Source organism: Arenimonas sp., assembly GCF_036275555.1.
GTDB lineage: Bacteria > Pseudomonadota > Gammaproteobacteria > Xanthomonadales > Xanthomonadaceae > Arenimonas.
Genome location: NZ_DASUDO010000010.1, coordinates 18890 through 42883, shown reverse-complemented (window position 1 = coordinate 42883; position 23994 = coordinate 18890). Strand labels below are relative to the sequence as shown.

Annotated in this window: 16 protein-coding genes and 1 pseudogene; 11 read left to right on the top strand and 6 right to left on the bottom strand. The window is 69.8% G+C overall.

The window, feature by feature from the left end:
• Positions 1–16 precede the first annotated feature (16 nt).
• The 9 genes from VFV21_RS03320 (at position 17) to VFV21_RS03280 (ending at position 10363) form a co-directional block, all read left to right on the top strand.
• Entirely contained in the window at positions 17–1024 is a 1008-nt protein-coding gene (locus VFV21_RS03320; protein ID WP_329668065.1) for an amidohydrolase family protein, read from the top strand.
• Positions 1021–2289: a kynureninase gene (kynU, locus tag VFV21_RS03315; RefSeq protein ID WP_329668064.1), complete on the top strand. Its 1269-nt coding sequence runs from the start codon at positions 1021–1023 to the stop codon at positions 2287–2289. The genes VFV21_RS03320 and kynU overlap by 4 nt, the downstream gene beginning before the upstream one ends.
• A 2-nt stretch (positions 2290–2291) precedes the next feature.
• Positions 2292–3299, top strand: coding sequence for a GGDEF domain-containing protein (locus tag VFV21_RS03310; protein WP_329668063.1), 1008 nt, complete (start codon positions 2292–2294; stop codon positions 3297–3299).
• 18 nt (positions 3300–3317) lie between these two features.
• The gene (locus tag VFV21_RS03305; RefSeq protein ID WP_329668062.1) at positions 3318–4673 is read left to right on the top strand and encodes an NAD(P)/FAD-dependent oxidoreductase; all 1356 of its coding nucleotides are present in this window, start codon (positions 3318–3320) and stop codon (positions 4671–4673) included.
• Positions 4673–6109 carry an exodeoxyribonuclease I gene (sbcB, locus tag VFV21_RS03300; protein ID WP_329668061.1) on the top strand — a complete coding sequence of 479 codons (1437 nt, stop codon included), beginning with the start codon at positions 4673–4675 and terminating at the stop codon, positions 6107–6109. The genes VFV21_RS03305 and sbcB overlap by 1 nt, the downstream gene beginning before the upstream one ends.
• Positions 6106–6789 carry a DUF2461 domain-containing protein gene (locus tag VFV21_RS03295; protein WP_329668060.1) on the top strand — a complete coding sequence of 228 codons (684 nt, stop codon included), beginning with the start codon at positions 6106–6108 and terminating at the stop codon, positions 6787–6789. The genes sbcB and VFV21_RS03295 overlap by 4 nt, the downstream gene beginning before the upstream one ends.
• A 240-nt stretch (positions 6790–7029) precedes the next feature.
• The gene (locus tag VFV21_RS03290; protein ID WP_329668097.1) at positions 7030–7869 is read left to right on the top strand and encodes a hypothetical protein; all 840 of its coding nucleotides are present in this window, start codon (positions 7030–7032) and stop codon (positions 7867–7869) included.
• A gap of 3 nt (positions 7870–7872) precedes the next feature.
• Positions 7873–9132, top strand: a complete 1260-nt coding sequence (locus tag VFV21_RS03285; protein ID WP_329668059.1) for a DUF4785 domain-containing protein — start codon at positions 7873–7875, stop codon at positions 9130–9132.
• A 79-nt stretch (positions 9133–9211) separates the two neighbouring features.
• Entirely contained in the window at positions 9212–10363 is a 1152-nt protein-coding gene (locus VFV21_RS03280) for an MFS transporter (protein ID WP_329668058.1), read from the top strand.
• Here the strand turns inward: VFV21_RS03280 and fosX are convergent.
• The 6 genes from fosX to VFV21_RS03250 form a co-directional block, all read right to left on the bottom strand.
• The gene (fosX, locus tag VFV21_RS03275; RefSeq protein WP_329668057.1) at positions 10336–10749 is read right to left on the bottom strand and encodes a FosX/FosE/FosI family fosfomycin resistance hydrolase; all 414 of its coding nucleotides are present in this window, start codon (positions 10747–10749) and stop codon (positions 10336–10338) included. The two genes, VFV21_RS03280 and fosX, sit on opposite strands and share 28 nt — an antisense overlap.
• Positions 10746–11108, bottom strand: coding sequence for a hypothetical protein (locus VFV21_RS03270; RefSeq protein ID WP_329668056.1), 363 nt, complete (start codon positions 11106–11108; stop codon positions 10746–10748). Before VFV21_RS03270 ends, fosX begins: the two co-directional genes overlap by 4 nt.
• A 2-nt stretch (positions 11109–11110) precedes the next feature.
• Complete coding sequence (locus VFV21_RS03265) at positions 11111–12037, bottom strand: 5'-nucleotidase (protein ID WP_329668055.1); 927 nt, start codon at positions 12035–12037, stop codon at positions 11111–11113.
• Between the two features lie 3 nt (positions 12038–12040).
• Entirely contained in the window at positions 12041–12811 is a 771-nt protein-coding gene (locus tag VFV21_RS03260; protein ID WP_329668096.1) for an NAD kinase, read from the bottom strand.
• Positions 12812–12922: 111 nt separating this feature from the next.
• Positions 12923–17833: an NAD-glutamate dehydrogenase gene (locus VFV21_RS03255; protein WP_329668054.1), complete on the bottom strand. Its 4911-nt coding sequence runs from the start codon at positions 17831–17833 to the stop codon at positions 12923–12925.
• 134 nt (positions 17834–17967) lie between these two features.
• A complete protein-coding gene (locus tag VFV21_RS03250) occupies positions 17968–19164 on the bottom strand; it encodes an acyl-CoA dehydrogenase family protein (protein WP_414638467.1) in 1197 nt (398 codons plus the stop codon).
• 124 nt (positions 19165–19288) lie between these two features.
• Between VFV21_RS03250 and VFV21_RS03245 the strand changes: the two are divergent.
• Together VFV21_RS03245 and metH are read left to right on the top strand one after the other, a co-directional pair.
• Positions 19289–20215: pseudogene (locus VFV21_RS03245) on the top strand (ArsR/SmtB family transcription factor); the annotation flags it as partial.
• Positions 20215–23973 carry a methionine synthase gene (gene metH / locus VFV21_RS03240; protein WP_329668052.1) on the top strand — a complete coding sequence of 1253 codons (3759 nt, stop codon included), beginning with the start codon at positions 20215–20217 and terminating at the stop codon, positions 23971–23973. The pseudogene VFV21_RS03245 and the gene metH, both read left to right, overlap by 1 nt.
• Positions 23974–23994 lie beyond the last annotated feature (21 nt).

Below are 23994 nucleotides of genomic sequence, written 5' to 3'. Positions count from 1 at the left end.
GGATAGAATCGCCGCCATGCTCAAGATCGACACCCACGCCCACTACCTGCCCCGCACCTGGCCGAACCTGGCCGAGAAGTACGGCGACCCGCGCTTCCCGGTGATCCACCACGAGGACGGGCGCGCGCGCATCTACAAGGACGGCAAGTTCTTCCGCGAGATCTGGTCCAAGACCTGGGACCCGGCCGAGCGCATCGCCGACTACGCGAAGTTCGGCGTGCAGGTGCAGGTGCTGAGCACGGTGCCGGTGATGTTCAGCTACTGGGCCAAGCCGCAGCACGCGCTGGAGCTGCACCAGGCGCTCAACGACCACATGGCCGAGGCCTGCCGCGACCACCGCCGCCACTGCGCGGGCATCGGCACGGTGCCGCTGCAGTCGCCGCGCCTCGCCGTGCAGGAGCTCGAGCGCTGCATCGACCAGCTGGGCCTGCAGGGCGTGCAGATCGGTTCGCACATCGGCGACTGGAACCTGGACGCGCCCGAGCTGCTGCCTTTCTTCGAGGCGGCGCAGGACCTCGGCGCGGCCATCCTGGTGCATCCGTGGGACATGATGGGCAGCGAATCCATGCCCAAGTACTGGATGCCCTGGCTGGTGGGAATGCCGGCCGAGCAGAGCCGCGCGGCCTGCGCGCTGATCTTCGGCGGCGTGCTCGAGCGCTTCCCGCGGCTGAAGGTGTGCCTGGCCCACGGCGGCGGCAGCTTCCCCTACACCATCGGCCGCATCGAGCACGGCTTCAACATGCGCCCCGACCTGGTGGCCACCGACAACCCGCACAACCCGCGCAGCTACCTGCCCAAGCTCTACTTTGATTCGTGGGTGGCCGACAACCGCGCGCTGCGCTACCTGCTCGACACCGTCGGCGTGCCGCGGGTGATGCTGGGCACCGACTACCCGTTCCCGCTGGGCGAGCAGGTGCCGGGCGCCGGCATCGCCGCGCTCGGGCTGGGCGAGGCCGACGAGGCGCGGCTCTACCACGGCACCGCACTGGAATGGCTGGGCCTGCCGCTGTCGAGGTTCGAATGACCCTGGACCTGGCCCACGCGCAGGCGCTCGACGCCGCCGACCCGCTGCGCGAGTTCCGCGCGCGCTTTCATATCCCGCAGCACCATGGCGCCGACCAGGCCTATTTCTGCGGCAACTCGCTGGGCCTGCAGCCGCGCGCGGTGCGCGCCGCGCTGGTGCAGGAGCTCGACGACTGGGCCGCGCTAGGCGTCGAGGCGCATTTCCGCGGCAAGCATCCGTGGATGCCCTACCACGCCGAGGTGCGCGAGGGCCTCGCGTCGCTGGTCGGCGCGCTGCCCTCGGAAGTGGTGGCGATGAACTCGCTGACCGCCAACCTGCATTTCCTGATGGTGAGCTTCTACCGGCCAACGCGCGAGCGCCCGGCGATCCTGATCGAGGCGGGCGCGTTTCCGTCCGACCGCTACGGCGTGGAGTCACAGATCCGCTTCCACGGCTTCGACCCCGCCACCGACCTGATCGAGCTGGCCGCCGACGAGCCGGGCGGCACGATCTCGATGGAAGCCATCGAACGCACGCTGGCCGAGCACGGCCACCGCATCGCGCTGGTGCTGTGGCCGGGCGTGCAGTACCGCACCGGCCAGGCCTTCGACCTCAAGCGCATCGTCGAGCTCGCGCATGCGCGCGGCTGCGTGGTCGGCTTCGACCTCGCCCACGGCGCCGGCAACCTGAAGCTGGCGCTGCACGACAGCGGCGTCGATTTCGCGGCGTGGTGCCACTACAAATACTGCAATGCGGGCCCCGGCGCGGTGGCGGGCGCGTTCGTGCATGAGCGCCATGCCGTGTCCGACCGGCCGCGCTTCGCCGGCTGGTGGGGCCACGACCAGGCCACGCGCTTCAAGATGGGCCCCGAGTTCCGGGCCACGCCCGGCGCGGAGGGCTGGCAGCTGAGCAACCCGCCGATCCTGGCGCTGGCGCCGCTGCGGGTTTCGCTGGAGCTGTTCGCCGAGGCCGGCATGGACCGGCTGCGCGCGAAATCCGAAATGCTGACCGGCCATCTCGAGGCGCTGATCGCCGCGCGCATCGCCAATGTGGTCGAGGTGGTGACGCCCGCCGACCCGGCGCGGCGCGGCTGCCAGCTCTCGCTGCGGGTGCAGGGCGGTCGCGAGCGTGGTCGGGCGCTGTTCGAGTACCTCGAGGCGCGCGGCATCGTCGGCGACTGGCGCGAGCCCGACGTGATCCGCATCTCGCCGGTGCCGCTGTACAACCGCTTCACCGACCTGCACCGCTTCGTGGACGCGGTGGAAAGCTGGCGCGACGGCGGCTGACCGTGCCCAACCTGCGCCGCGACTCGTTCACCCAGCTGCGCGAGCTGATGCGCTGGCGGGTGGCGATGGTGCTGTCGGTGCTGATCTTCGCGCTCATGATCGTGCTGGGCACGATCAACACGCAGCTCGGGCTGGCCGACACGGCCCTGCTGGCCTGGATCTCACTGGCCGTCGCGGGTGGCTGCATCCTGGCGTTGGCGCTCTTGCCCAAGCATCTTGGCGGCACCGTGTTCTTCGTCAGCATCGGCGCGCTGCTGGTGGGCGTGATGGTGTTCGGGCTGCACCACGACCGGCCGATGCAGCACTGGGCCTACATCTTCCCGCCCGTGCTGGTGTTCCTGGTGTCGTCGCGGGTGGCGCTGGCCGGGATGCTGGCCTTCGGCGTCTACGCGTCGGCGATGCTGGCGCCGCTGGTGCCGGCGATCGACGTGGTGCGGTTCTCCAGCGGCTACGGGCTGCTGGTGTGCTTCATGTTCACCTACGCGCTGCTGCAGGAGCGCGCGGCGAAGATGCTGCGCTACCACTCCGACCACGACGCACTGAGCAACTGCCTGAACCGCCGCACCTTCAACGAAGCCGTCGAGCAGCTGGCGGGCAACCGCAGCACCGCGGCCGGCTGCGTGTTCCTGCTGATCGACATCGACCACTTCAAGGCCATCAACGACCGCCACGGGCACCTGGCCGGCGACCGCATCATCACCCTGGTCGCGGCCGAACTGGGCCGGGCGCTGGAGGCCGACATGCCACTGTTCCGCTACGGCGGCGAGGAGTTCTCGGTGCTGCTGGCCGACCACGACCTGGCGCAGGCCACCGCCACCGCCGAGCGCCTGCGCGCCGCGGTGGCGGCCGCCGATTTCCAGGGCGTGCCGGTGACCATCAGCATCGGCCTGGCCGCCTGGCGCCGCGGCGAAGGCAGCATCACCGCCGCGCTCGACCGCGCCGACCGCGCCCTCTACGAAGCCAAGCGCGGCGGCCGCAACCGCGTCGTCGCCGACGCCCCGACCGCCTGAATTCCCGGATACCGCCCCGTGCAGCCCAAACCCCACTCCCCGATCACGATCGCCGGCGCCGGACTGGCCGGCGCCCTGCTGGCCACCCTGCTCGCCCGCCGCGGCTGGGCCGTCGAAGTATTCGAAAAGCGCCCCGACCCGCGCCGCAAGGGCTACGAGGGCGGGCGCTCGATCAACCTTGCGCTGGCCGAGCGTGGCCTCGACGCGCTGCGGCAGGCGGGCCTGCAGGACGTGGTGATGGCGCAGGCGGTGATGATGCGCGGCCGCATGGTGCATCCGCCCGGCGGTGGCGAGCACCTGCAGCGCTACGGGCGCGACGACAGCGAGGTGATCTGGTCGGTGCATCGCGGGCGGCTCAACATCGCCCTGCTCGATGCCGCGGAGGCCGCGGGCGCGAAGATCCACTTCAGCCACCGGCTAGACGGCGTGGACTTCGACGCGCGGCGCGCGCGCTTCGTCAACGACCACGACCGCACCGCGCGCGAGCTCGATTTCGAGGCGCTGCTGGGCTGCGACGGCGCGGGTTCGGGCGTGCGCGAGGCGCTGCGGCCGCGGCTGGACCTGGGCGAGCGCTTCGAGCCGCTCGGCCATGGCTACAAGGAGCTGGAGATCCCGCCGGCGGCGGACGGCGGCTTCCGCATCGAGCCCAACGCGCTGCACATCTGGCCGCGCGGCGGCTACATGTGCATCGCCCTGCCCAACACCGAACAGACCTTCACGGTGACGCTGTTCCTGCCGATGCAGGGCGATCCGAGCTTCGCCACCCTGCCCGACCTGGCCGCGGCGCGCGATTTCTTCGCCCGCGACTTCGCCGATGCGCTGCCGCTGCTGCCCGACTTCGACGCCGACTGGACCGACAACCCGGTCAGCGGCCTGGGCACGCTGAGCCTCAAGCGCTGGCACCTGGACGGCCGCGCGGTGCTGCTGGGCGACGCCGCGCACGCGATGGTGCCTTTCCACGGGCAGGGCATGAACTGCGCGTTCGAGGATTGCATCGCGCTGGACCGGCACATCGCCGCGGCCGCAGATTTCGAGACCGCGTTCGCGGGCTTCGAGGCCGAGCGCCGCCCGAACGCCGATGCGATCCAGGCCATGGCGCTGGAGAACTACGTCGAGATGCGCGACCGCGTGGACGACGCCGACTACCTGCTGCAGCGCAAGCTGGAGGTGACGCTGGCCGAGCGGCACCCGGGCCACTTCGTGCCGCGCTATTCGATGGTGAGCTTCACCACGATTCCCTACGCCACGGCGTTCGAGCGCGGCAAGGTGCAGCGGCAGATCCTGGTCGAGGCCACGCGCGGCCGCGCCTCGCTGGACGAGGTCGACTTCGCCGCCGCCGATGCGCTGGTGCACGAGAGGCTGGCGCCGCTCTGATGGCCGCCAGCTTCCTCTGGTACGACCTCGAGACCTTCGGCCGCGACCCGCGGCGCACGCGCATCGCCCAGTTCGCGGCGATCCGCACCGACCACGAGCTCAATCCCGTGGGCGAGCCGATCAGCCTGTTCTGCCAGCCGGCCGACGACCTGCTGCCTTCGCCCGGCGCGACGATGATCACCGGCATCACGCCGCAGCAGGCCAAGGCCGACGGGCTGCCCGAGGCCGCGTTCATGGCGCGGCTGGCCGACGAGTTCATGCAGCCGCAGACCTGCGCGGTGGGCTACAACTCGATCCGCTTCGACGACGAGTTCGTGCGCTTCGGGCTGTACCGCAATTTCCACGATGCCTACGAGCGCGAGTGGCGCAACGGCAACTCGCGCTGGGACCTGCTGGACGTGCTGCGCCTGGCCGAGGCCCTGCGCCCCGAAGGCCTGGAATGGCCGCTGCGCGAGGACGGCGCGCCCAGCTTCAAGCTCGAACACCTGGCGGCCGCCAACGGCGTGCGCGAGGGCGACGCCCACGAGGCGCTGAGCGACGTGCGCGCGCTGATCGGCCTGGCCCGCAAGTTCAAGGCGGCCCAGCCCAAGCTCTGGGACTACGCCTTCGCCCTGCGCGACAAGCGCAAGGTGGCCGCGCTGATGGACGTGGCGAACCTGACGCCGCTGCTGCACATCTCCTCGCGCTACCCGGCCAGCCGGCACTGTGCCGCGCTGGTGGCGCCGATCGCGCGGCACCCGAAGATCGAGTCGCGCATCCTGGTGTGCGGGCTGGACGAGGAGCCGGATGCGCTGCTGGCCCTCGAACCCGACGAGATCGCGGACCGCCTGTACACGCCCGCCGCCGACCTGCCCGAGGGCGAGCGCCGCATTCCGCTCAAGGAAGTGCACACCAACAAGTGCCCGATCCTGCTGCCGCTGGAGCACCTGCGCGCCGCCGACTTCCAGCGGCTGGGCATCGACCGCGACGCTTGCCTGGCCCGCGCCGAGCGGCTGCGCAGCGCGCCCGGGCTGGCCGAGAAGGTGCGCCGCGTGTTCGCCATCGAGACCGCGCGCGAGCCGGCCGACGCCGATGCCGCGCTTTACGACGGCTTCCCGTCCGACGCCGACAAGCGCCTGTTCCCGCGCGTGCGCAGCGCCTCGCCGGCCGAATTGCCTGACCTGGGCCCGCGCTTCGACGACCCGCGCTTCGCCGAACTGCTGTTCCGCTACCAGGCCCGCAACTGGCCCGACACGCTGGACGCCGCCGGTCGCGCCCGCTGGGACGCCTACCGTCGCACCCGCCTGGGCAGCGCCAGCGGTCTGTCGGAATACGATTTCACGAGTTATTACGCCGAAATCGAGACACTGCGCGCCACCACGGAGCCCGGCCCCAAGCAGGCCTGGCTCGACGCCCTGCAGGACTGGGGGCAAACCCTGGAACGCGAACTGGCATGAGCACCTACTTCAGCGACAAGACCTTCAAGTTCCTGCGCGCGCTGGCGCGCAACAACAGCCGCGAGTGGTTCAACGACCACCGCAAGGACTACGAGCAGCACCTGAAGGAACCCTTCCAGGCCCTGATCACCGACCTGGCGCCGGACCTGCTGATGATCAGCCCGCACTACCGCGCCGACCCGCGCGGCACCGGCGGCTCGCTGTTCCGCATCAACCGCGACACCCGCTTCTCGAACGACAAGACCCCGTACAAGACCTGGGGCGGCGCGCGCTTCTTTCACGCCCGCAGCAAGCAGGTGGCGGCACCGTCGTTCTACCTGCACATCCAGCCCGGCGGCTGCTTCCTCGGCGGCGGCATCTGGCACCCCGAGCCGGACATCCAGCGCAAGATCCGCAACTTCCTGGTCGACAATCCGGCCGGCTGGCAGGCCGTGGTGCAGAAGCCCGCCTTCAAGCGCCGCTTCACGATGTGGGGCGACGCCCTGACCCGCCCACCGCGCGGCTTCCCCGCCGACCATCCGCTGATCGAAGACATCAAGCGCAAGGACTTCACCGCCGGCGAAGCGCTGGAGGACGAGGTGGTGCTTGGCCCGCGGCTTCGCCAGGCCATCGTCTCCGGATTCACCGGCGTAGCCCCGCTCGTTGACTACCTCTGCGCCTCCCTCGACCTCGAGTTCTGAAAAAAGGGGGGCAGAGTGATGTTCTGTTTTAAACAGAAAATCACTCTGACCCCTTTTTTTAAACCTCCGCTGCGGCGGTGCAGCAACGAAATGTGTTGACCTTCACGTTTTCAGGCGGGCATGGTCGGTGTCCATACGCCGGCGCAGGGGAGCACCGGTTCAACCGGACGTGGCCACCCAGGGAAGGGGGAATCGCGTTTCGCATCGAGTTCCTGGGGAGGGATCGTGCGCTATCTACTCATGGCTGCCCTGGCGGCCGCTTCAAGCCTGTGCGAGGCCAATACCGGCGTCGCTTTCGTCCACGGCACCGGCAAGCAGACCAATGCCGCCGCCGATTACTGGCAGTCGCCCTTCATCAACAACGTTCGCGGCGGGCTGGTCGATCCGAACAACTACGTCGTCATCAACTGCGACTTCGAGAAGTACATGTGGGACAACGCGGCCGCCGGGTGCCTGGCCGGCCAGCTGACCACCTTCATCAACAACCGCGGCATCACCCGGCTGATCGTGATCACGCACAGCAACGGCGGCAACGTGATGCGCTGGATCCTGTCGAACCCGACCTGGGACAGCCGCTACCCGAACATCATCGCCAAGACCGTGCGCGTGAATGCGCTGGCGCCCTCGTCCGCCGGCACGCCGCTGGCCGATGCGGTGATCGCCGGCAACGTGTTCGAGAGCGCGCTGGGCTGGCTGCTGGGCTACAAGAACGACGCCGTGCGCATGCAGCAGACCAGCTGGATGGCGAGCTACAACGCGAACTGGCTGCTCGGCACCGCCGGCCGCCCCGCCCTGCCCAAGACCTTCCGCAGCGTGGTGGGCACCGACGTCGATTCGGCGATCTGGGACGGCGACAGCTACTGCGGCGGCTACGCCGAGAACGTCGGCCTGGAGACGACGCAGAACTGGCTGAATTCGTGCTCCGACGGCTTCCTCAACTGCTCCAGCCAGTCGGCTGCGGGCTACGTGTGGTTCCAGGACAAGAGCCGCATGGCGGGCTCCGAGCCGCTGTCGCACAACCAGAGCCGCCGCGCGTGCTTTGGCCTCGACACCATCCTGCGCAACGACATGAGGTCCTGAGCCATGAAGAAGACCCTGTTGTTCTGCCTGATGTCCCTTTCCCTGTCGGCCCAGGCCGCGAACCTGCTGCCGCCGGGCAGCCGCGACCAGGCGCCGTCGCGCCTGGTGTCGGCACCTGCGCCGGCCGGTGACTTCGAACGCAAGCCGGTGGCCTTCGCCTGGGCGCTGGACCCCTGGGCCGAGCTCGAAGCGCCCGCGCCCTTCGTGGCCGAGAGCCGCGAGTACTGGGCGCTGGCCGAAGCCAGCGAGATGCAGGCCGGCCTGAGCATCGACACCACCGCGCCGGGCGCGCTGATCCGCGTCAGCCCCGCCGCGGGCAGCGAGGCGGTCGAGCCCGGCCAGCTGCGCATGCTGCGCAACGGCAAGGCCATCGCCGAGCCGGAAACCTTCGCGCGCCGCGCCAATGCCGCGCAGCTCAAGGCCGCGGGCATGGAGGTGCCGGACGGCTCCGCCATCGTCCAGCTCGCCCCCGAGCAGGGCAAGGGCCGCTTCCAGGTGCAGCTGGCCGAGGCCAAGGGCCGGTACCTGGTGCACGTGTTCGAGCCCAACAGCGAGTACGTGCTCAAGGCCCAGGCCGGTCGTCGCAGCGTACTGGCCGGCGACACCCTCGAGGTGTCGGCGGACCTGGCGAACGGGGCGTCGAAAATGGCCGGTGGCGAAGTCGGCGGTTCGCTCATCTCGCCGTCGGGACGCAGCTACGACCTCGCCTTCCGAAACGGCAAGGCGCAGATCCAGGTGCCCGACGAAGCCGGCACCGCGCCGGGCCTGTGGGAAGTGCACCTCTCGTCGGCCAGCCTCGACCAGGGCGCCAGCATCCAGCGCGATGCCCGCACCGCGGTGGAAGTGACGCGGCCGACCGCGCGCCTGGGCGGCGGCTACCGCTTCGACGCGGCGGCGGTGCGCTTCGAGCTGCCGGTGCAGGTGGCCGCGGCGGGTCGCTACGAGCTGCGCGGCACGCTGTTCGCGACCGGGCCTGATGGCGTGGCGCGGCCGGTGGCGCAGGCGCATTCGGCCAACTGGTTCGAGCCGGGCGCGCGCCAGCTGCCGCTGGCCTTCGGCCGCGGCAACGTGCCCAGCGGGTTCGGCGCACCCTACGAGCTGCGCTTCGTCGAGCTCAAGGACCAGGCCCGGATGGGCACGCTGGAAACCCGCGAGCTGGCCGTGCGCGGCGCGGGCGCCACGCCCGCCCCGCGCGCCGTGCGCCCGCGGGACACGGCGGCGCCGGGTCGCGGCACGGTAGGTCGGGAAACCAGCATCCGCTAGTTCCGCACCTGCGCCAAAGCGGCGATGATGACGGCCGGGCCCTTGGGTCCGGCCGTTTTCTTTCCTGGCGCCGCCCTGCATGGACGCGAGTCTTCGTCGGTTCTCGATCTTCTATTTCTGCTATTACGCCGCGCTGGGTGCCTACACGCCGTACGTCGGGCGCTGGGTGGATGCGCTGGGCCACGGCGGCTACGTGGTCGGCGGCATGCTGGGGCTGTGGTACGGCACGCGCATCATCGCGCCGCCGGCGTGGGCCGCGCTGACGAACCGCAGCGAACGGCCCGGCCACTGGTTCGTCGCCGGCTGCGCGCTGACGCTGCTGTGCTTCTCGGCCTTCGTGTTCACCGGCAGCGCCTGGGCACTGCTGGCGGTGATGGCGGTGTTCGGCCTGTTCTACAACGCGGTGATGCCGCAGTTCGAGGCGATGACGCTGACCGCGCTGGGGCCGCGGGCCGACCATTACGGCCGGCTGCGCGTCTGGGGCTCGATCGGCTTCCTGATCGTGGCCGGCACCTATGGCGCGCTGCTTGATCGCGTCGGCGCCGAGCACTTCGCGTGGGTGACACTGCCGCTGTTCGTGCTGATGGTGGCCGCCGCCTGGCCGCACCGCCACGACCGGCAGGTCGAGCATGCGCCCACCGCCGCCGACGCCGGCCACCTGTGGAAACGCCCCGGCGTACGCCGCTTCCTGCTGGTGGCGCTGCTGATGCAGGCCAGCTTCGGGCCGTTCTATGTGTTCTACACCCTGCACCTGCAGGCGGCCGGGCATTCCGGCGCCACGGTGGGCGGGCTGTGGGCGCTGGGCGTGCTGATCGAGATCGCGATGTTCTGGAAAGCGCCCAAGCTGATCGCCCGCTTCGGCGCGAGCCGGTTGCTGATGGTGTGCCTGGCCGTGACCGTGCTGCGCTGGATCGTCACCGCGCTGTACGCCGAATCCCTGCCGATCATGGCGCTGGCCCAGGCCACGCATGCGCTCAGCTTCGCCACCTTCTACGCCTGCTGCATGCGCCTGATGGCCGACTTCTTCCCCGGCCGCCGCGCCGGCGCCGGCCAGAGCCTGTTCTTCGGCTTCAGCCAGGGCGTGGGCGGGGTGCTGGGCGCGGGGCTGGCGGCGGTGGCGTGGGAACGCAGCGGCGGCGAGCTGGCGTTCCTGGTGGGTGCGGGCGTGGCAGCGGTGGCGTGGGTGGTCTACGCGCTGCGGCGTCAGTCGGTGTCCGTGGAAGCGCCGTAGCGGGCAAGCCGCTGCGCCAGCGTTCCGGTGTGCAGCTCGAACAGGTGGTTGTCGAAGTCGTGGACGTAGAGCGACTGGCCCTCGCCTTCCACGCGCGGCCGGGGGGGGCGGATATCGACCCCCAAGGCCTCAAGGCGAGCCTGGTGCTTGGGAAGATCGGCCTCATCCACCTCGAAGGCAACGTGCTGGTAGGAACGCTCCGCCGGCGACTCGCCCTCCATTGCCGCCAGCCAAGTCCCACCCAGCAGGAAGAATTTCTCCCGCGACAGCGAGAATTCGCGGCCAGCGCTGTCGTACACCTCGCGTGCACCCAGACCTTGGCACAGGAACGTTGCCATCCGCTCCAGGTCGCGGACGATGAATGTGATGTGGCTGATTCCCTTCATGGCGATTGGCTCCACCTGGCAAGCGCCGCTGCGAATGTCGGACGCAGAACCCAGGTGATTTCGCCCGTGGATTCATCCACCCCGAAGGTGCAAAAACAGGTAATTCCCTGCGCATCTGGTGCGACGTCCAGGTATTCACGAATCAGCGACCCGACACCACCGTAGATATTGGAGGCGCGATCGCTCCAGCCCATCGCCAGAGACATTTCTCTCGCCGTCATGGACATCCCGGGACAGTTCATGTGGGTTCGAAGCATTTCGCGCTGGACCTCAGTGAGCCGCTCGCCCACCTTCGCCAGAATGCGATCAAAATCATTGAGAGTGGCCTGATCTGGAGTCCTCATGGTGCCGATGGCCAAGGCTAACCCTCGTTGGTGACGCCGAACGGCACGTGCCCGGTGGCCACGTGCTGGCTGGCGTTCTCGATGTTGTGGCGCGAATCGTCGAAGAAGATGTCGGCGCCGAAGGCCTGCAGGAACGGGCCCTTGTTGCGGCCGCCGAGGAACATGGCTTCGTCAAGGCGTACGCCCCACTCGCGCAGGGTCAGGATCACGCGCTCGTGGGCGGGGGCCGAGCGGGCGGTGACGAGCGCGGTGCGGATCGGCGAATCCTCGCCCGGCGGGAAGGCCAGCTGCAGTTCGTGCAGGGCCGCCAGGAAGCCGCGGAAGGGGCCGCCGGACAGTGGCTCATTCACCCGCGTGGATTCGTTGTCGTGGAAGGCCGCGAGGCCCTCGGTCTGCGACACGCGCTCGGACTCGTCGCCGAAGATCACCGCGTCGCCGTCGAAGGCGATGCGCAGCTGCGGGTGGGCGGGCTCGTAGGCCTTGGCCGGCAGGATGGTGGCGGCGGCGAAGCCGTGCTCGAGCGCGCTGCGCACCGAGGCCGGGTTGGCCGACAGGAACAGCTGGGCGCCGAAGGGCTTGATGTAGGGCCAGGTCTCGGCGCCGCTGGTGAACACGGCGCGGACGATGCCAAGGCCGTAGTGCCGGATCGAATTGAAGATGCGCAGGCCGGTATCGGAGGAATTGCGCGAGAGCAGCACCACTTCGACCCGCGGCGCTTCGGGCGGCGCGCCGGCGTTGAGCGCCAGCAGCTTCTGCACCAGCGGGAAGGCGATGCCGGGCGCCAGCACGTCCTTCTCGCGGCTGCGCTGGAACTCGGCGTAGGCCTCGAGCCCGCTGGCCTGGAACAGCGCGTGGCTGTCCTCGAGGTCGAACAGTGCGCGCGCGGTGATGGCGACGACCAGGCGGTCGGCGGGGCGGGCGGGCGGCGCGGACAGGGGACTCATCGCTCAGGTCAGGAACTGTTCGTTGAGGATGCGTTCTTCCAGGTTGTGCTCGCGGTCGAACAGCAACGTGACCTGGTGCTGGCGCGATTCAAGGATGCTGACCTCCGCCACGTCGCGCACCTCGTGCGAGTCGGCGGTGGCGCTGACCGGGCGCTTGTAGCCATCCAGCACCTCCAGCCGCACCTCGGTATCGGCCCGCAGCAGCGCGCCGCGCCAGCGCCGCGGGCGGAAGGCGGCGATCGGCGTCAGCGCGATCACCTGCGAGCCCAGCGGCAGGATCGGGCCATGCGCGGAGAAGTTGTAGGCGGTGCTGCCCGCGGGCGTGGCCACGAGGGCGCCGTCGCACACCAGCTCCTCCAGCCGCACTTGGCCGTTGAGGTGCACGCGCAGGTGCGCGGCCTGGCGCGTCTGGCGCAGCAGCGAGACTTCGTTGTAGGCCAGCGAGTTCACGGTGGCGCCGGATTCGGTGGTGGCGCGCATCTCCAGCGGATGCAGCACCGTGGCCTCGGCTGCGTGCAGGCGCTCGACCAGGCTCTCGGGCCGGTGCTGGTTCATCAGGAAGCCGACGGTGCCGAGCTTCATGCCGTAAACGGGGATGCCCAGCGGGCCGTGCCGGTGCAGGGTCTGCAGCATGAAGCCGTCGCCGCCGAGGGCGCAGATGACGTCTGCCTCAGCGGGCGCGGCCTGGCCATGCGCGGCCGTGAGTTTGGCCAGGGCGGCCTGGGCTTCCGGCGACGGGCTGGCCAGGAAGGCGATGCGCGGATGGGCGGGCAAGGACATGCCCGAAGCTTACGGCATGTCTTGTGACTGTAGGAGGGCCTTCAGGCCCGAAGCTTTTCGGCTGAGAGCTTCGGGCCTGAAGGCCCTCCTACAAAGGGGCCGTAGTCAGCGGGCGCCGGCGGCGACGACCTGGGCCAGGCGGCGCACGGCCACCGACAGCGTCGGGTAGTCGAGGCCGCGCAGGTTCCGCATGTCGGCGAACATGGCCATGGTGTACTTCAGCGTGGCGTCGTCGCGGGCCAGCCAGGCCTCGACCAGGGCCTGCGGCTTGGCGCCGGCACCGGCCGCGCCGAGCACCTGCGCCACCAGCGCACGCTGCTGCGCCTGCAGCTCGTCGCGCAGCACACCGCGGGCCTGGGCGTGCCAGCGGCCCTCGACCGGCAGCGCTTCCACGCTGTCCATCAGCCACTTGGTGTGCAGCGCGTCGGAGAGGTTGAAGTAGGCCGCGGCCACGTCCACCACCGGCAGGCGCTGCTCGATCGCCACCTCGACGATGTCCAGCGCGTAGGCCAGGAACGGCAGGCTGGCGAAGGACTGGGCCAGGTCTTCCGGGAAGCCCAGCTGCTGCCAGTGCGCAACGTCGGCCAGCAGCTCGGCGCGGGCCTCGGCCGGCAGCAGGCCGGCCAGCGAGGCGCGCAGCGCCGCCACGCCACCGGCGTAGCGCTCGACCTTCTCGGCGATATTGAGGTTCTCGCCCGGGCGGTTGAGCAGCCACCGGGTCATGTTGCGCTGCAGGTGCCAGATGCTGGTGAGGGCGTCGAGCTGGGCGGCTTCGGGCACCTTCAGGTCGAGCGCGTCGATGCGCGCCCACAGCTCGCGCGCCTCCAGCACTTCGCGGCTGATGGTGAAGGCCTTGGCGATCTGCGCCGGGCTCTCGCCGGTGTCTTCCTGCATGCGCAGGATGAAGGTCGAGCCCATGCGGTTCACGGTGGAGTTGGTGACCGCCGTGGCGATGATCTCGCGGCGCAGGCGGTGGTTCTCCATGTCCTGCGCGTACTTCTCCTGCAGGGCATTGGGGAAGTAGCGCACCAGCTCCTTCGACAGGTACGGGTCTTCCGGCACGTCCGAGTCGAGCATCTGGTTGAACACGACGATCTTGTCGTAGCTCAGCAGCACCGACAGCTCGGGGCGGGTGAGGCCCTGGCCGCGCGCCTTGCGGTCGTTGAGCTCGGCGTCGCTGGGCAGGAACTCGATGGCGCGGTCGAGCAGGCCTTCGCCCTCGAGCGTGCGGATGAAGTGGCCGAACGAGCCCAGGCGCGACGCGCTCATCCGCTCCATCAGGCTGATGGCCTGGTTCTGGCGGTAGTTGTCGTTGATCACCAGTTCGCCGACCTCGTCGGTCATGCTCGCCAGCAGGGCGTTGCGCTGTTCCTGGCTCAGCTCGCCGCGCTTGACCGGCGCCGAGAGCAGGATCTTGATGTTGACCTCGTGGTCGGAGGTGTCCACGCCGGCCGAGTTGTCGATGAAGTCGGTGTTGACCAGCACGCCGGCCCAGGCCGCCTCTATGCGGCCCTTCTGGGTCATGCCCAGGTTGCCGCCCTCGCCCACCGCCTTGCAGCGCAGCTCGTTGCCGTTGACGCGCAGGCCGTTGTTGGCGCGGTCGCCCGCGTCGGCGTGGGTCTCGGACGAAGCCTTGACGTAGGTGCCGATGCCGCCGTTCCAGAGCAGGTCCACCGGCGCCTTGAGGATGGCGTTCATCAGCTCGTTGGGGCTGAGCTGCTCGGTGCCGGCCGGCAGGTCGAGCGCCTCGCGCACCTGCGGCGTGATCGCGATCGACTTGGCCGAGCGCGGGTGCACGCCGCCGCCCTCGGAGATCAGCGAACGGTCGTAGTCGTCCCAGCTCGAACGCGGCAGCTTGAACATGCGCTCGCGCTCGACGTAGCTGCGCGCCGAATCCGGGTTCGGGTCGAGGAAGATGTGGCGGTGGTCGAAGGCCGCCACCAGGCGGATGTGCTTCGAGAGCAGCATGCCGTTGCCGAACACGTCGCCCGACATGTCGCCGATGCCGACGCAGGTGAAGTCCTGCGACTGGCTGTCGATGCCCAGCGCGCGGAAGTGGCGCTTGACCGACTCCCACGCACCCTTGGCGGTGATGCCCATGCCCTTGTGGTCATAGCCCACCGAACCGCCGGACGCGAACGCATCGCCCAGCCAGAAGCCATGCTCGGCCGAGATGCCGTTGGCGATGTCGGAAAAGGTGGCGGTGCCCTTGTCGGCCGCGACCACCAGGTACGGGTCGTCGCCGTCGTGGCGCACCACGTCGACCGGATGCACCACTTCGCCGTCCACCAGGTTGTCGGTGATGTCGAGCAGGCCGTTGATGAAGCGCTTGTAGCAGGCGATGCCCTCGGCCAGCTGCGCGTCGCGGTCGCCGCCCACCGGCGGGCGCTTGACCACGAAGCCGCCCTTCGAGCCCACGGGCACGATGACGGTGTTCTTGACCATCTGCGCCTTGACCAGGCCCAGCACTTCCGTGCGGAAGTCCTCGCGGCGGTCGGACCAGCGCAGGCCGCCGCGGGCCACCGGCCCGAAGCGCAGGTGCACGCCCTCGACGAACGGCGAGTAGACGAAGATCTCGCGGTACGGCCGCGGCTTGGGCAGCTCCGGCACCTTGGCCGGGTCGAACTTGAAGCTGATGTAGTCGCGGTGCGTGCCGCCCTTCTTCTGGTAGAAGTTGGTGCGCAGCGTGGCGTTGATCAGGCTCATGTAGCCGCGCAGGATGCGGTCGTCGTCGATGCTCGAGACCACGGTGTCGAGCAGGATCTCGAGCGCGTCGGCGCAGGCGTCGATCTGGGCGGTGCGGTCGAGCGCACGCGCCGCGGCGATTTCCTGCGGGATCGTGTCGAGCGCCTGGCGGCGCTCCTTCGGCAGCAGCCAGGCGATCTGGTCGTGCAGGGCCTGCTGGCCGGCGGCATCGAGCGGCTGCTCGCGGCCCGGCTCGAAGCGCGCGGCGAACAGTTCGTACAGGAGGCGCGCGATCACCGGGTAACGCTGCAGCGTCTCTTCCATGTACGGCTGCGAGAACGGCACGCCGGTCTGCAGGGCGTACTTGGTGTAGCCGCGCAGCATGGCGATGTCGCGCCATTCCAGGCGGGCGCTGGGCAGCAGGCGGTTGAACCCGTCGTTCTCGGCGGCGCCGCGCCAGACTTCGGCGAAGGCCTCCTCGAAGGGCTTGCGGGCCGCTTCCACGTCGATCTCGCCGTGCAGCGGCTGCACCTCGAAGTCCTGGATGGACAGGCGCTCGCCGTCGACGTCGATGACGTACGGGTGCTCGGTGAGGATGCGCAGGCCGAGGTTCTCCATCACCGGCAGCACGTCCGACAGCGCGATGTCGCTGCTGCGGCGGATCAGCTTGAAGCCGAGCTTCTCGCCCACCCGGTAGAACGACACGCGCTGGTCGTCGGGACCGGCGAGTTCAGCCGCCTGCACCACGTCGGCGGCGGCGATCTGCGGGCTGACCTTCTCGACGTAGCCGGCGGGCAGGCTGCGCCCGTAGCGCTGGAACAGGCGCAGGCCCTGCTCCTCGCCCAGGTCGCGGACCAGCGTCTCGCGCAGCTCGTCGTGCCAGTCGCGGACGATGCGGGCCAGCTCGGCCTCGAGCTTGTCCTGCTCGAAGGCGACCTTGCAGCCGGCCTTCGGGCGGATCACCAGGTGCAGCTGCGCCAGCGGCGACTCGCCGATCTGCACGCTGTGGTCGAGGCGCTCGCCCTGCAGCTCGGCCATCAGCAGCGCTTCGATGCGCTGGCGGATGCCGGTGTTGAAGCGGTCGCGCGGGATGTAGACCAGGGCCGAGAAGAAGCGGCCATAACGGTCGCGGCGCAGGAACAGGCGGGTGCGCGCGCGCTCCTGCAGGCCCAGGATGCCCATCGCGGTGCGCTGCAGCTCTTCGGCGCTGGACTGGAACAGCTCGTCGCGCGGCAGGGTCTCGAGGATGTGGCGCAGGGCCTTGCCGCTGTGGCTGTTGGGCGCCAGGTCGGACGAGGCCATCACGAACTCGTGGCGCTGGCGCACCAGCGGGATTTCCCACGGGCGGCGGTTGTAGGCGCTGGAGGTGTAGAGGCCGAGGAAGCGGTGCTCGCGCACGGCGCGGCCGCTCTCGTCGAACACCAGCACGCCGATGTAGTCCATGTAGCCCGGGCGGTGCACGGTGGCGCGGGCGTTGGTCTTGGTGAGGATCAGCGCGTCGAGGGTCTGGCCCGGGGCCAGGTCGGCCGCCGCGAGGCCTTCCACCGGGCGCGGCTGCACCAGGTGGTCCTTGCCGCGCAGCAGGCCCAGGCCGCTGCCCTGCACCGCCGCCAGCTTGCGGTCGGTGACTTCGTATTCGCGGTAGCCCAGGAAGGTGAAGTGGTTGTCGGCGGCCCAGCGCAGGAAGGCCTGCGCCTCGGCGCGGCCGGCGGCATCCACCGGCATCGGGCTGGTCTCGAGCCCGTCGGCGATGCGCACCATCGTGTCGCGCATCACCTGCCAGTCGGTCACCGCCTCGCGCACGTCCGACAGCGCGGCCAGCAGGGCCTTCTCGATCGCCTGCAGGGTGTCGGCATCGGCCTGGCGGTCGATCTCGAGGTACATCATGGATTCGGGCAGGCCCTGGCCCACGTCCTGCAGCTGGCCGGCGGCGTCACGCGCCACGTTGAAGACCGGGTGCGCGATCTGGTGCAGCGAGGCACCGAACTGCGCCAGCGCCATCCGCACCGAATCGACCAGGAACGGCATGTCGTCGTTGACGATGCGCACCACGGTGTGGGTGCTGTCGAAGCCGTCGGTGGCGAGGCTGGGGTTGAACACCTGCAGCTTGGGCGCGCCGGCCTTGCGCTGGCGGCAGAAGCCGAGGAAGGACTGCGCCACCTGGGCCCAGTCGCGCGCGGGGCGGCCCGCCAGTTCGTCCTCGGGCAGGCGCGCGAAGAAGCCGCGGGTGAAGCGCTCCAGCAGGGCCTTTTCGGCGACCGGCAGGCCCGCCGGAAGGGCCGCGATGACGGCGTCGAGGGTGTCGGCGGAAGCCAGGGCGTGGGCGTTCATTGACCGCGTTCTCGCAGGGCGTGATTAAAGTGCGAAATTGTAGCCCTGCCCCACGGTTCCGGCCAGCTGAAAAACAGGCAAAAAGAAGCCCCGCTTCAGCGGGGCTTCGGGTACGGCGGCGTACGGATCGCGCTTCAGCGCAGGCCGGTCTCGTTGCGGGCGATGACCAGGCGCTGGATTTCGCTGGTGCCCTCGTAGATCTCGGTGATCTTGGCGTCGCGGAAGTAGCGCTCGAGCGGCATTTCCTTCGAGTAGCCCATGCCGCCGTGGATCTGCAGCGCCTGGTGGGTGATGTACATCGCGGCTTCGGACGCGGTGAGCTTGGCCACCGAGGCTTCGGTGCTGAAGCGGCCGCCGGTCTTGTCGGCCTCGGCCTTGGCCCAGGCGGCGCGCAGGGTCAGGATCTCGGCGGCGTCGAGGCGGCACTTCATGTCGGCGATCTTGGCCTGGATCATCTGGAACGAGCCGATCGGCTGGCCGAAGCTCTTGCGCTCCTTCACGTAGGCCACGGCGGCCTTGTAGGCGGCCTTGGCCAGGCCCACGGCCTGCGAGGCGATGCCGATGCGGCCGGCGTCGAGCACGCCCATCGCGATCTTGAAGCCCTCGCCGTCCTGGCCGACGACTTCATCCGGCGTGGCCACGTAGTCCTGGAACTCGATCTCGCAGGTGGCCGAGGCGCGGATGCCGAGCTTGGGCTCGGTCTTGCCGCGGTGGAAGCCGGGCTTGGCGGTGTCGACCATGAAGGCCGTGATGCCCTTCGCGCCCTTGGACGGGTCGGTGATGGCGAACAGGATGATGTACTTGGCGACCGGGCCGGAGGTGATCCAGCTCTTCTTGCCGTTGATGACGTAGCTGCCGTCGGCCTGCTTGACGGCCTTGCAGCGCATCGCGGTGGCGTCGGAGCCCGACTGCGGCTCGGTGAGCGCGAAGGCGCCGATTTCCTTGCCTTCGGCGATCGCGCGCACGTACTTCTGCTTCTGCGCCTCGGTGCCGAACTTCAGGATGCCGTTGCAGAACAGCGAATTGTTCACCGAGACGATGGTGGAGTGGGCGCAGTCGGCCTCGGCGATCTCGATCATGGCCAGCACGTAGCTGATCGGGTCCATGCCGGCGCCGCCGTACTCGGCCGGCACTTCGATGCCCATCAGGCCGTTCTCGCCCAGCGTGCGGATGTTTTCCAGCGGGAACTCGCCGGTGCGGTCGTGGTGCTCCGCGCTCGGGGCGATCTTCTCCTGCGAGATGCGCCGGGCCACGTCCTGGATCATCAGCTGCTCTTCGGTGAATCGGAAGTCCACGGCGGTTCCTCGGAGGTTGTGCGGAAAGACGCCAATTGTAGCGGCTGGCGCCGGCCCACGCAGGTACACGGCGCGTGAAGCGCGACGCGGTTCGCCTTGACGCCCCCGGTTAGCCGGCCTAACCTTCCATATCTTTGAATCCGGATGAAAGGATAAAGCCATGGACCTCGACGCCTGGTCGGCCTGCCTCAAGGTCCTGGCCGATCCGACCCGGGTCCGGCTGCTGGCCCTGCTCGAGCGCGAGGAGCTGACCGTCGCCGAGCTGTCCGGTATCACCCGACTGGCCCAGCCCCGCGTCTCCACCCACCTGGCCCGGCTGAAGGAGGCCGACCTGGTGCGCGACCGCCGCGCGGGCGTATCGGCCTACTACCGCTTCAACGCCGAATCACTGGACCCGGCCGAAGGCCGCCTGTGGGAGGCGCTGCGCGACAGCACCGACGACCCGCTGCTGCGCCAGGACGCCGACCGCCTGCCCGCCATCCTCGCCGCCCGCGCGGCCGACCAGAACTGGGCCGACTCGGTGGCCGGCGACATGGAGCGCCACTACTCGCCCGGCCGCACCTGGGAAGCCCTGGCCCGCTCCACCCTGCCCCTGCTCGAACCCGGCGACGTGCTCGACGTGGCCTCGGGCGACGGCGTGCTGGGCGAGCTGCTGGCGCCGCACGCCCGCCGCTACGTCTGCGTCGATTCCAGCGCCCGCGTGGTCGGCGCGGCCCGCGAGCGGCTGCGCAAGTACCGCCACGTCGAGGTACTGGAAGGCGACATGCAGGCGCTGGAGTTCCCGGCCGCGCAGTTCGACCTGGTGCTGCTGATGCACGCCCTGACCTATGCCACCAAGCCCGGCCAGGCCATCGCCGAGGCGGCGCGCGTCCTGCGGCGCGGCGGCCGGCTGGTCGCGACCTGCCTGGGCAAGCACGAGCACCAGGCCGCGGTGACGCCCTATGGGCACGTCAACCTCGGCTTCACCGTGAAAGACCTGCGCCGCTATGCCGAGAAGGCCGGCCTCGAGGTCACGGTCTGCGAGCCCGTGACCCGCGAGAAGCGTCCTCCCCATTTCGAAGTTCTGACCCTGCTGGCCCGCAAACCGTGAAGACCCTGCCCTGGCACCACCCCGCCCGCACCGAACGCCTGCTGGCCGCGCTGGCCGAACGCATCCTGGTGATCGACGGCGCGATGGGCACGATGATCCAGCGCCATTCGCTGGACGAAGCGGCCTATCGCGGCGAACGCTTCGCCCAGGGCTGGGACGGGCTGCGGTTCTCCGACGGCCACCAGCACGGCCCGGACTGCGGATGCGGCTCGGACCTGAAGGGCAACAACGACCTGCTCACGCTCACGCAGCCCCAGGTGATCGCGGGCGTGCACCGCGCCTACCTCGCGGCGGGCGCCGACATCCTCGAGACCAACACCTTCAACTCCACCGAAGTGTCGCAGGCCGACTACAAGCTCGAGCACCTGGTGGCCGAACTCAACCGCGAGGGCGCCCGCCTGGCCCGCGCCTGCTGCGACGAGTTCGAAGCCGCCGACCCGTCGCGCCCGCGCTTCGTCGCCGGCGTGCTCGGGCCGACCAGCCGCACCGCCTCGATCAGCCCGAAGGTGGAGGACGCCGGCTACCGCAACATCCATTTCGACGACCTGGTGGCCAACTACATCGAAGCCGCGCGCGGCCTGGTCGAGGGCGGCGCCGACATCCTGATGGTCGAGACGGTGTTCGACACGCTCAATGCCAAGGCGGCGCTGTACGCGCTCGAGGAGCTGTTCGAGGAACTCGGCGCGCGCCTGCCGGTGATGGTGTCGGGCACCATCACCGACCGCAGCGGCCGCACGCTGTCGGGCCAGACCGCCGAGGCCTTCTGGTACTCGCTGCGCCACGCCCGCCCGCTGTCGATCGGCCTGAACTGCGCACTCGGCGCGCGCGACCTGCGCGCGCATATCGACATGCTGTCGCAGGTGGCCGACACCCACGTCAGCTGCCACCCGAACGCCGGCCTGCCCAACGCCTTCGGCGGCTACGACGAGGGCCCGGAGGAAACCGCGGGCGTGCTGCGCGAGTTCGCCGAGGCCGGGCTGCTGAACCTGGTCGGCGGCTGCTGCGGCACCACGCCCGAGCACATCGCGGCGATCGCGAAGGCCGTGGCCGGGCTGCCGCCGCGCCCGATCCCGTCGATCGCGCCCTACACGCGCCTGGCCGGGCTCGAGCCCTTCGTGATCACGCCCGACACCAACTTCGTCAACGTCGGCGAGCGCACCAACGTCACCGGCTCGATCCAGTTCAAGAAGCTGATCCTCGAGGGCCGCTACGACGAAGCCCTGGCCGTGGCCCGCCAGCAGGTCGAGAACGGCGCCCAGGTCATCGACGTCAACATGGACGAGGGCATGCTGGACGCGGAGGCCGCGATGGCCCGCTTCCTCAACCTGATCGCCGCCGAGCCCGACATTGCCCGGGTGCCGGTGATGATCGACAGCTCGAAGTGGAGCGTGATCGAGGCCGGCCTGAAGTGCGTGCAGGGCAAGGCCATCGTCAACTCCATCTCGATGAAGGAAGGCGAGGCCGCCTTCCTCGAACACGCCGCCAAGGTGCGCCGCCATGGCGCCGCGGTGGTGGTGATGGCCTTCGACGAGGTCGGCCAGGCCGACACTTTCGCGCGCAAGGTCGAGATCTGCTCGCGCGCTTACAAGCTGCTGGTCGAGGACGCGGGCTTCCCGCCCGAGGACATCATCTTCGACCCGAACATCTTCGCCATCGCCACCGGCATCGAGGAGCACGACGGCTACGCAGTCGCCTTCATCGAGGCGACGGCGGAACTGAAGGCGCGCTTCCCGCTCAGCCACGTCTCCGGCGGCGTGTCGAACGTGTCGTTCTCGTTCCGCGGCAACAACGCGGTGCGCGAGGCGATCCACGCGGTGTTCCTGTACCACGCCATCCGCTCCGGCATGGACATGGGCATCGTCAACGCCGGCGCGCTGGCGCTGTACGACGACATCGAGCCGGCGCTGCGCGAGGCGGTCGAGGACGTGGTGCTCAACCGGCGCAGCGATGCCACGGAGCGCCTGCTGACGGAAGCCGAGAAGCACAAATCGAAGAAGGGCGAGGTCCGCACCGAGGACCTGGCCTGGCGCGAGGCGCCGGTGGCCGAGCGCATCAAGCACGCGCTGGTGCACGGCATCGACAAGTTCGTCGAGGCCGACACCGAGGAGGCCCGCCAGGCCGCTGCCCGGCCGCTGGATGTCATCGAAGGCCCGCTGATGGCCGGCATGAACGTGGTCGGCGACCTGTTCGGCGCCGGCAAGATGTTCCTGCCGCAGGTGGTGAAGTCGGCGCGGGTGATGAAGAAGGCCGTGGCCATCCTGATCCCCTACATCGAGGCCGAGAAAGCCCTCAACGGCGACGCCGGCAAGCCCAAGGGCAAGGTGCTGATGGCCACGGTGAAGGGCGACGTGCACGACATCGGCAAGAACATCGTCGGCGTGGTGCTGGCCTGCAACAACTTCGACGTGGTGGACCTGGGCGTGATGGTGCCGGCGCAGGTGATCCTGGACCGCGCCCGCGAGGAGAAGGCCGACATCATCGGCCTCTCCGGCCTGATCACGCCCTCGCTGGAGGAAATGAGCCACGTCGCCAGGGAAATGAAGCGGCAGGGCTTCGACATCCCGCTGCTCATCGGCGGCGCCACCACCTCGCGCGCGCACACCGCGCTCAAGATCGACCCGCACTACGCCTCGCCCGTGGTCTGGGTGAAGGACGCCTCGCGCGCGGTCGGCGTCACCCAGTCGCTGCTGAGCGCGGACCTGCGCGCGCCCTTCGTGGCCGCGAACGAGGCCGACTACGCCGAGGTCCGCACCCGCCACGCCAACAAGGGCGATGCCAAGCCGCTGATGCCGCTCGAGCGCGCCCGCGGCAAGAAGTTCGACGGCGGCTGGGCGGACTACGTGCCGCCTGCCCCGCTCAAGCCGGGCCTCACCGTGTTCGACGATTACCCGCTGGCGGACCTGGTCGAGGTGATCGACTGGACGCCCTTCTTCCAGACCTGGGAGCTGGCCGGCCGCTACCCGGCCATCCTCGACGACGCGGTCGTCGGCGCGCAGGCGCGCGAGCTGTACCGCGACGCGCGCGCGATGCTCGACCGCATCGTCCGCGAGAAATGGCTGACAGCGAAGGCCGTGGTCGGCCTGTGGCCGGCCAATGCGGTCGGCGACGACATCCACCTGCACGCCGACGGTGGCGACGCGGTGCTGCACTGCCTGCGCCAGCAGGCGGAGAAACCCGACGACCGGGCCAATTTCTGCCTGGCCGATTTCGTGGCGCCGCGCGACAGCGGCCGCCAGGACTGGGTGGGCGCCTTCGCGGTCACCGCGGGCCTGGGCATCGAGCCGCATGTCGCGCGCTTCGAGGCCGGGCACGACGACTACAACTCGATCATGGTGAAAGCCCTGGCCGACCGCCTGGCCGAGGCCTTCGCCGAGCGCCTGCACCAGAAGGTGCGCACCGAACTCTGGGGCTATGCGCCGGACGAGGCGCTGGACAACGAGGCGCTGGTGCGCGAGCAGTACCGCGGCATCCGCCCGGCCCCCGGTTACCCCGCCTGCCCCGAGCACAGCGAGAAGGCGACGATCTTCCGGCTGCTGGAAGCGGAGAAGCACACCGGGCTGACGCTGACCGAGAGCTTCGCGATGTACCCGGCGGCGGCCGTGAGCGGGCTGTACTTCGCCCACCCGGGCAGCCAGTACTTCGTGGTCGGCCGCCTCTCGCGCGAGCAGGTCGCCGACTACGCCCGCCGCAAGGGCGTGCCGCTGGCCCAGGCCGAGCGCTGGCTGGCCTCGAACCTCGACTACGATCCCGAGTGAGTGCGGCCAGGCCTTAGAATC

What these genes read in the sequence shown, in the direction of transcription:
- VFV21_RS03320 (WP_329668065.1), top strand. Translation starts at nt 17, where the DNA reads ATGCTCAAGATCGACACCCACGCCCACTACCTGCCCCGCACCTGGCCG.
- kynU (WP_329668064.1), top strand. Translation starts at nt 1,021, where the DNA reads ATGACCCTGGACCTGGCCCACGCGCAGGCGCTCGACGCCGCCGACCCG.
- sbcB (WP_329668061.1), top strand. Translation starts at nt 4,673, where the DNA reads ATGGCCGCCAGCTTCCTCTGGTACGACCTCGAGACCTTCGGCCGCGAC.
- VFV21_RS03295 (WP_329668060.1), top strand. Translation starts at nt 6,106, where the DNA reads ATGAGCACCTACTTCAGCGACAAGACCTTCAAGTTCCTGCGCGCGCTG.
- VFV21_RS03290 (WP_329668097.1), top strand. Translation starts at nt 7,030, where the DNA reads ATGGCTGCCCTGGCGGCCGCTTCAAGCCTGTGCGAGGCCAATACCGGC.
- VFV21_RS03285 (WP_329668059.1), top strand. Translation starts at nt 7,873, where the DNA reads ATGAAGAAGACCCTGTTGTTCTGCCTGATGTCCCTTTCCCTGTCGGCC.
- VFV21_RS03280 (WP_329668058.1), top strand. Translation starts at nt 9,212, where the DNA reads ATGGACGCGAGTCTTCGTCGGTTCTCGATCTTCTATTTCTGCTATTAC.
- fosX (WP_329668057.1), bottom strand. Translation starts at nt 10,749, where the DNA reads ATGAAGGGAATCAGCCACATCACATTCATCGTCCGCGACCTGGAGCGG.
- VFV21_RS03265 (WP_329668055.1), bottom strand. Translation starts at nt 12,037, where the DNA reads ATGAGTCCCCTGTCCGCGCCGCCCGCCCGCCCCGCCGACCGCCTGGTC.
- VFV21_RS03255 (WP_329668054.1), bottom strand. Translation starts at nt 17,833, where the DNA reads ATGAACGCCCACGCCCTGGCTTCCGCCGACACCCTCGACGCCGTCATC.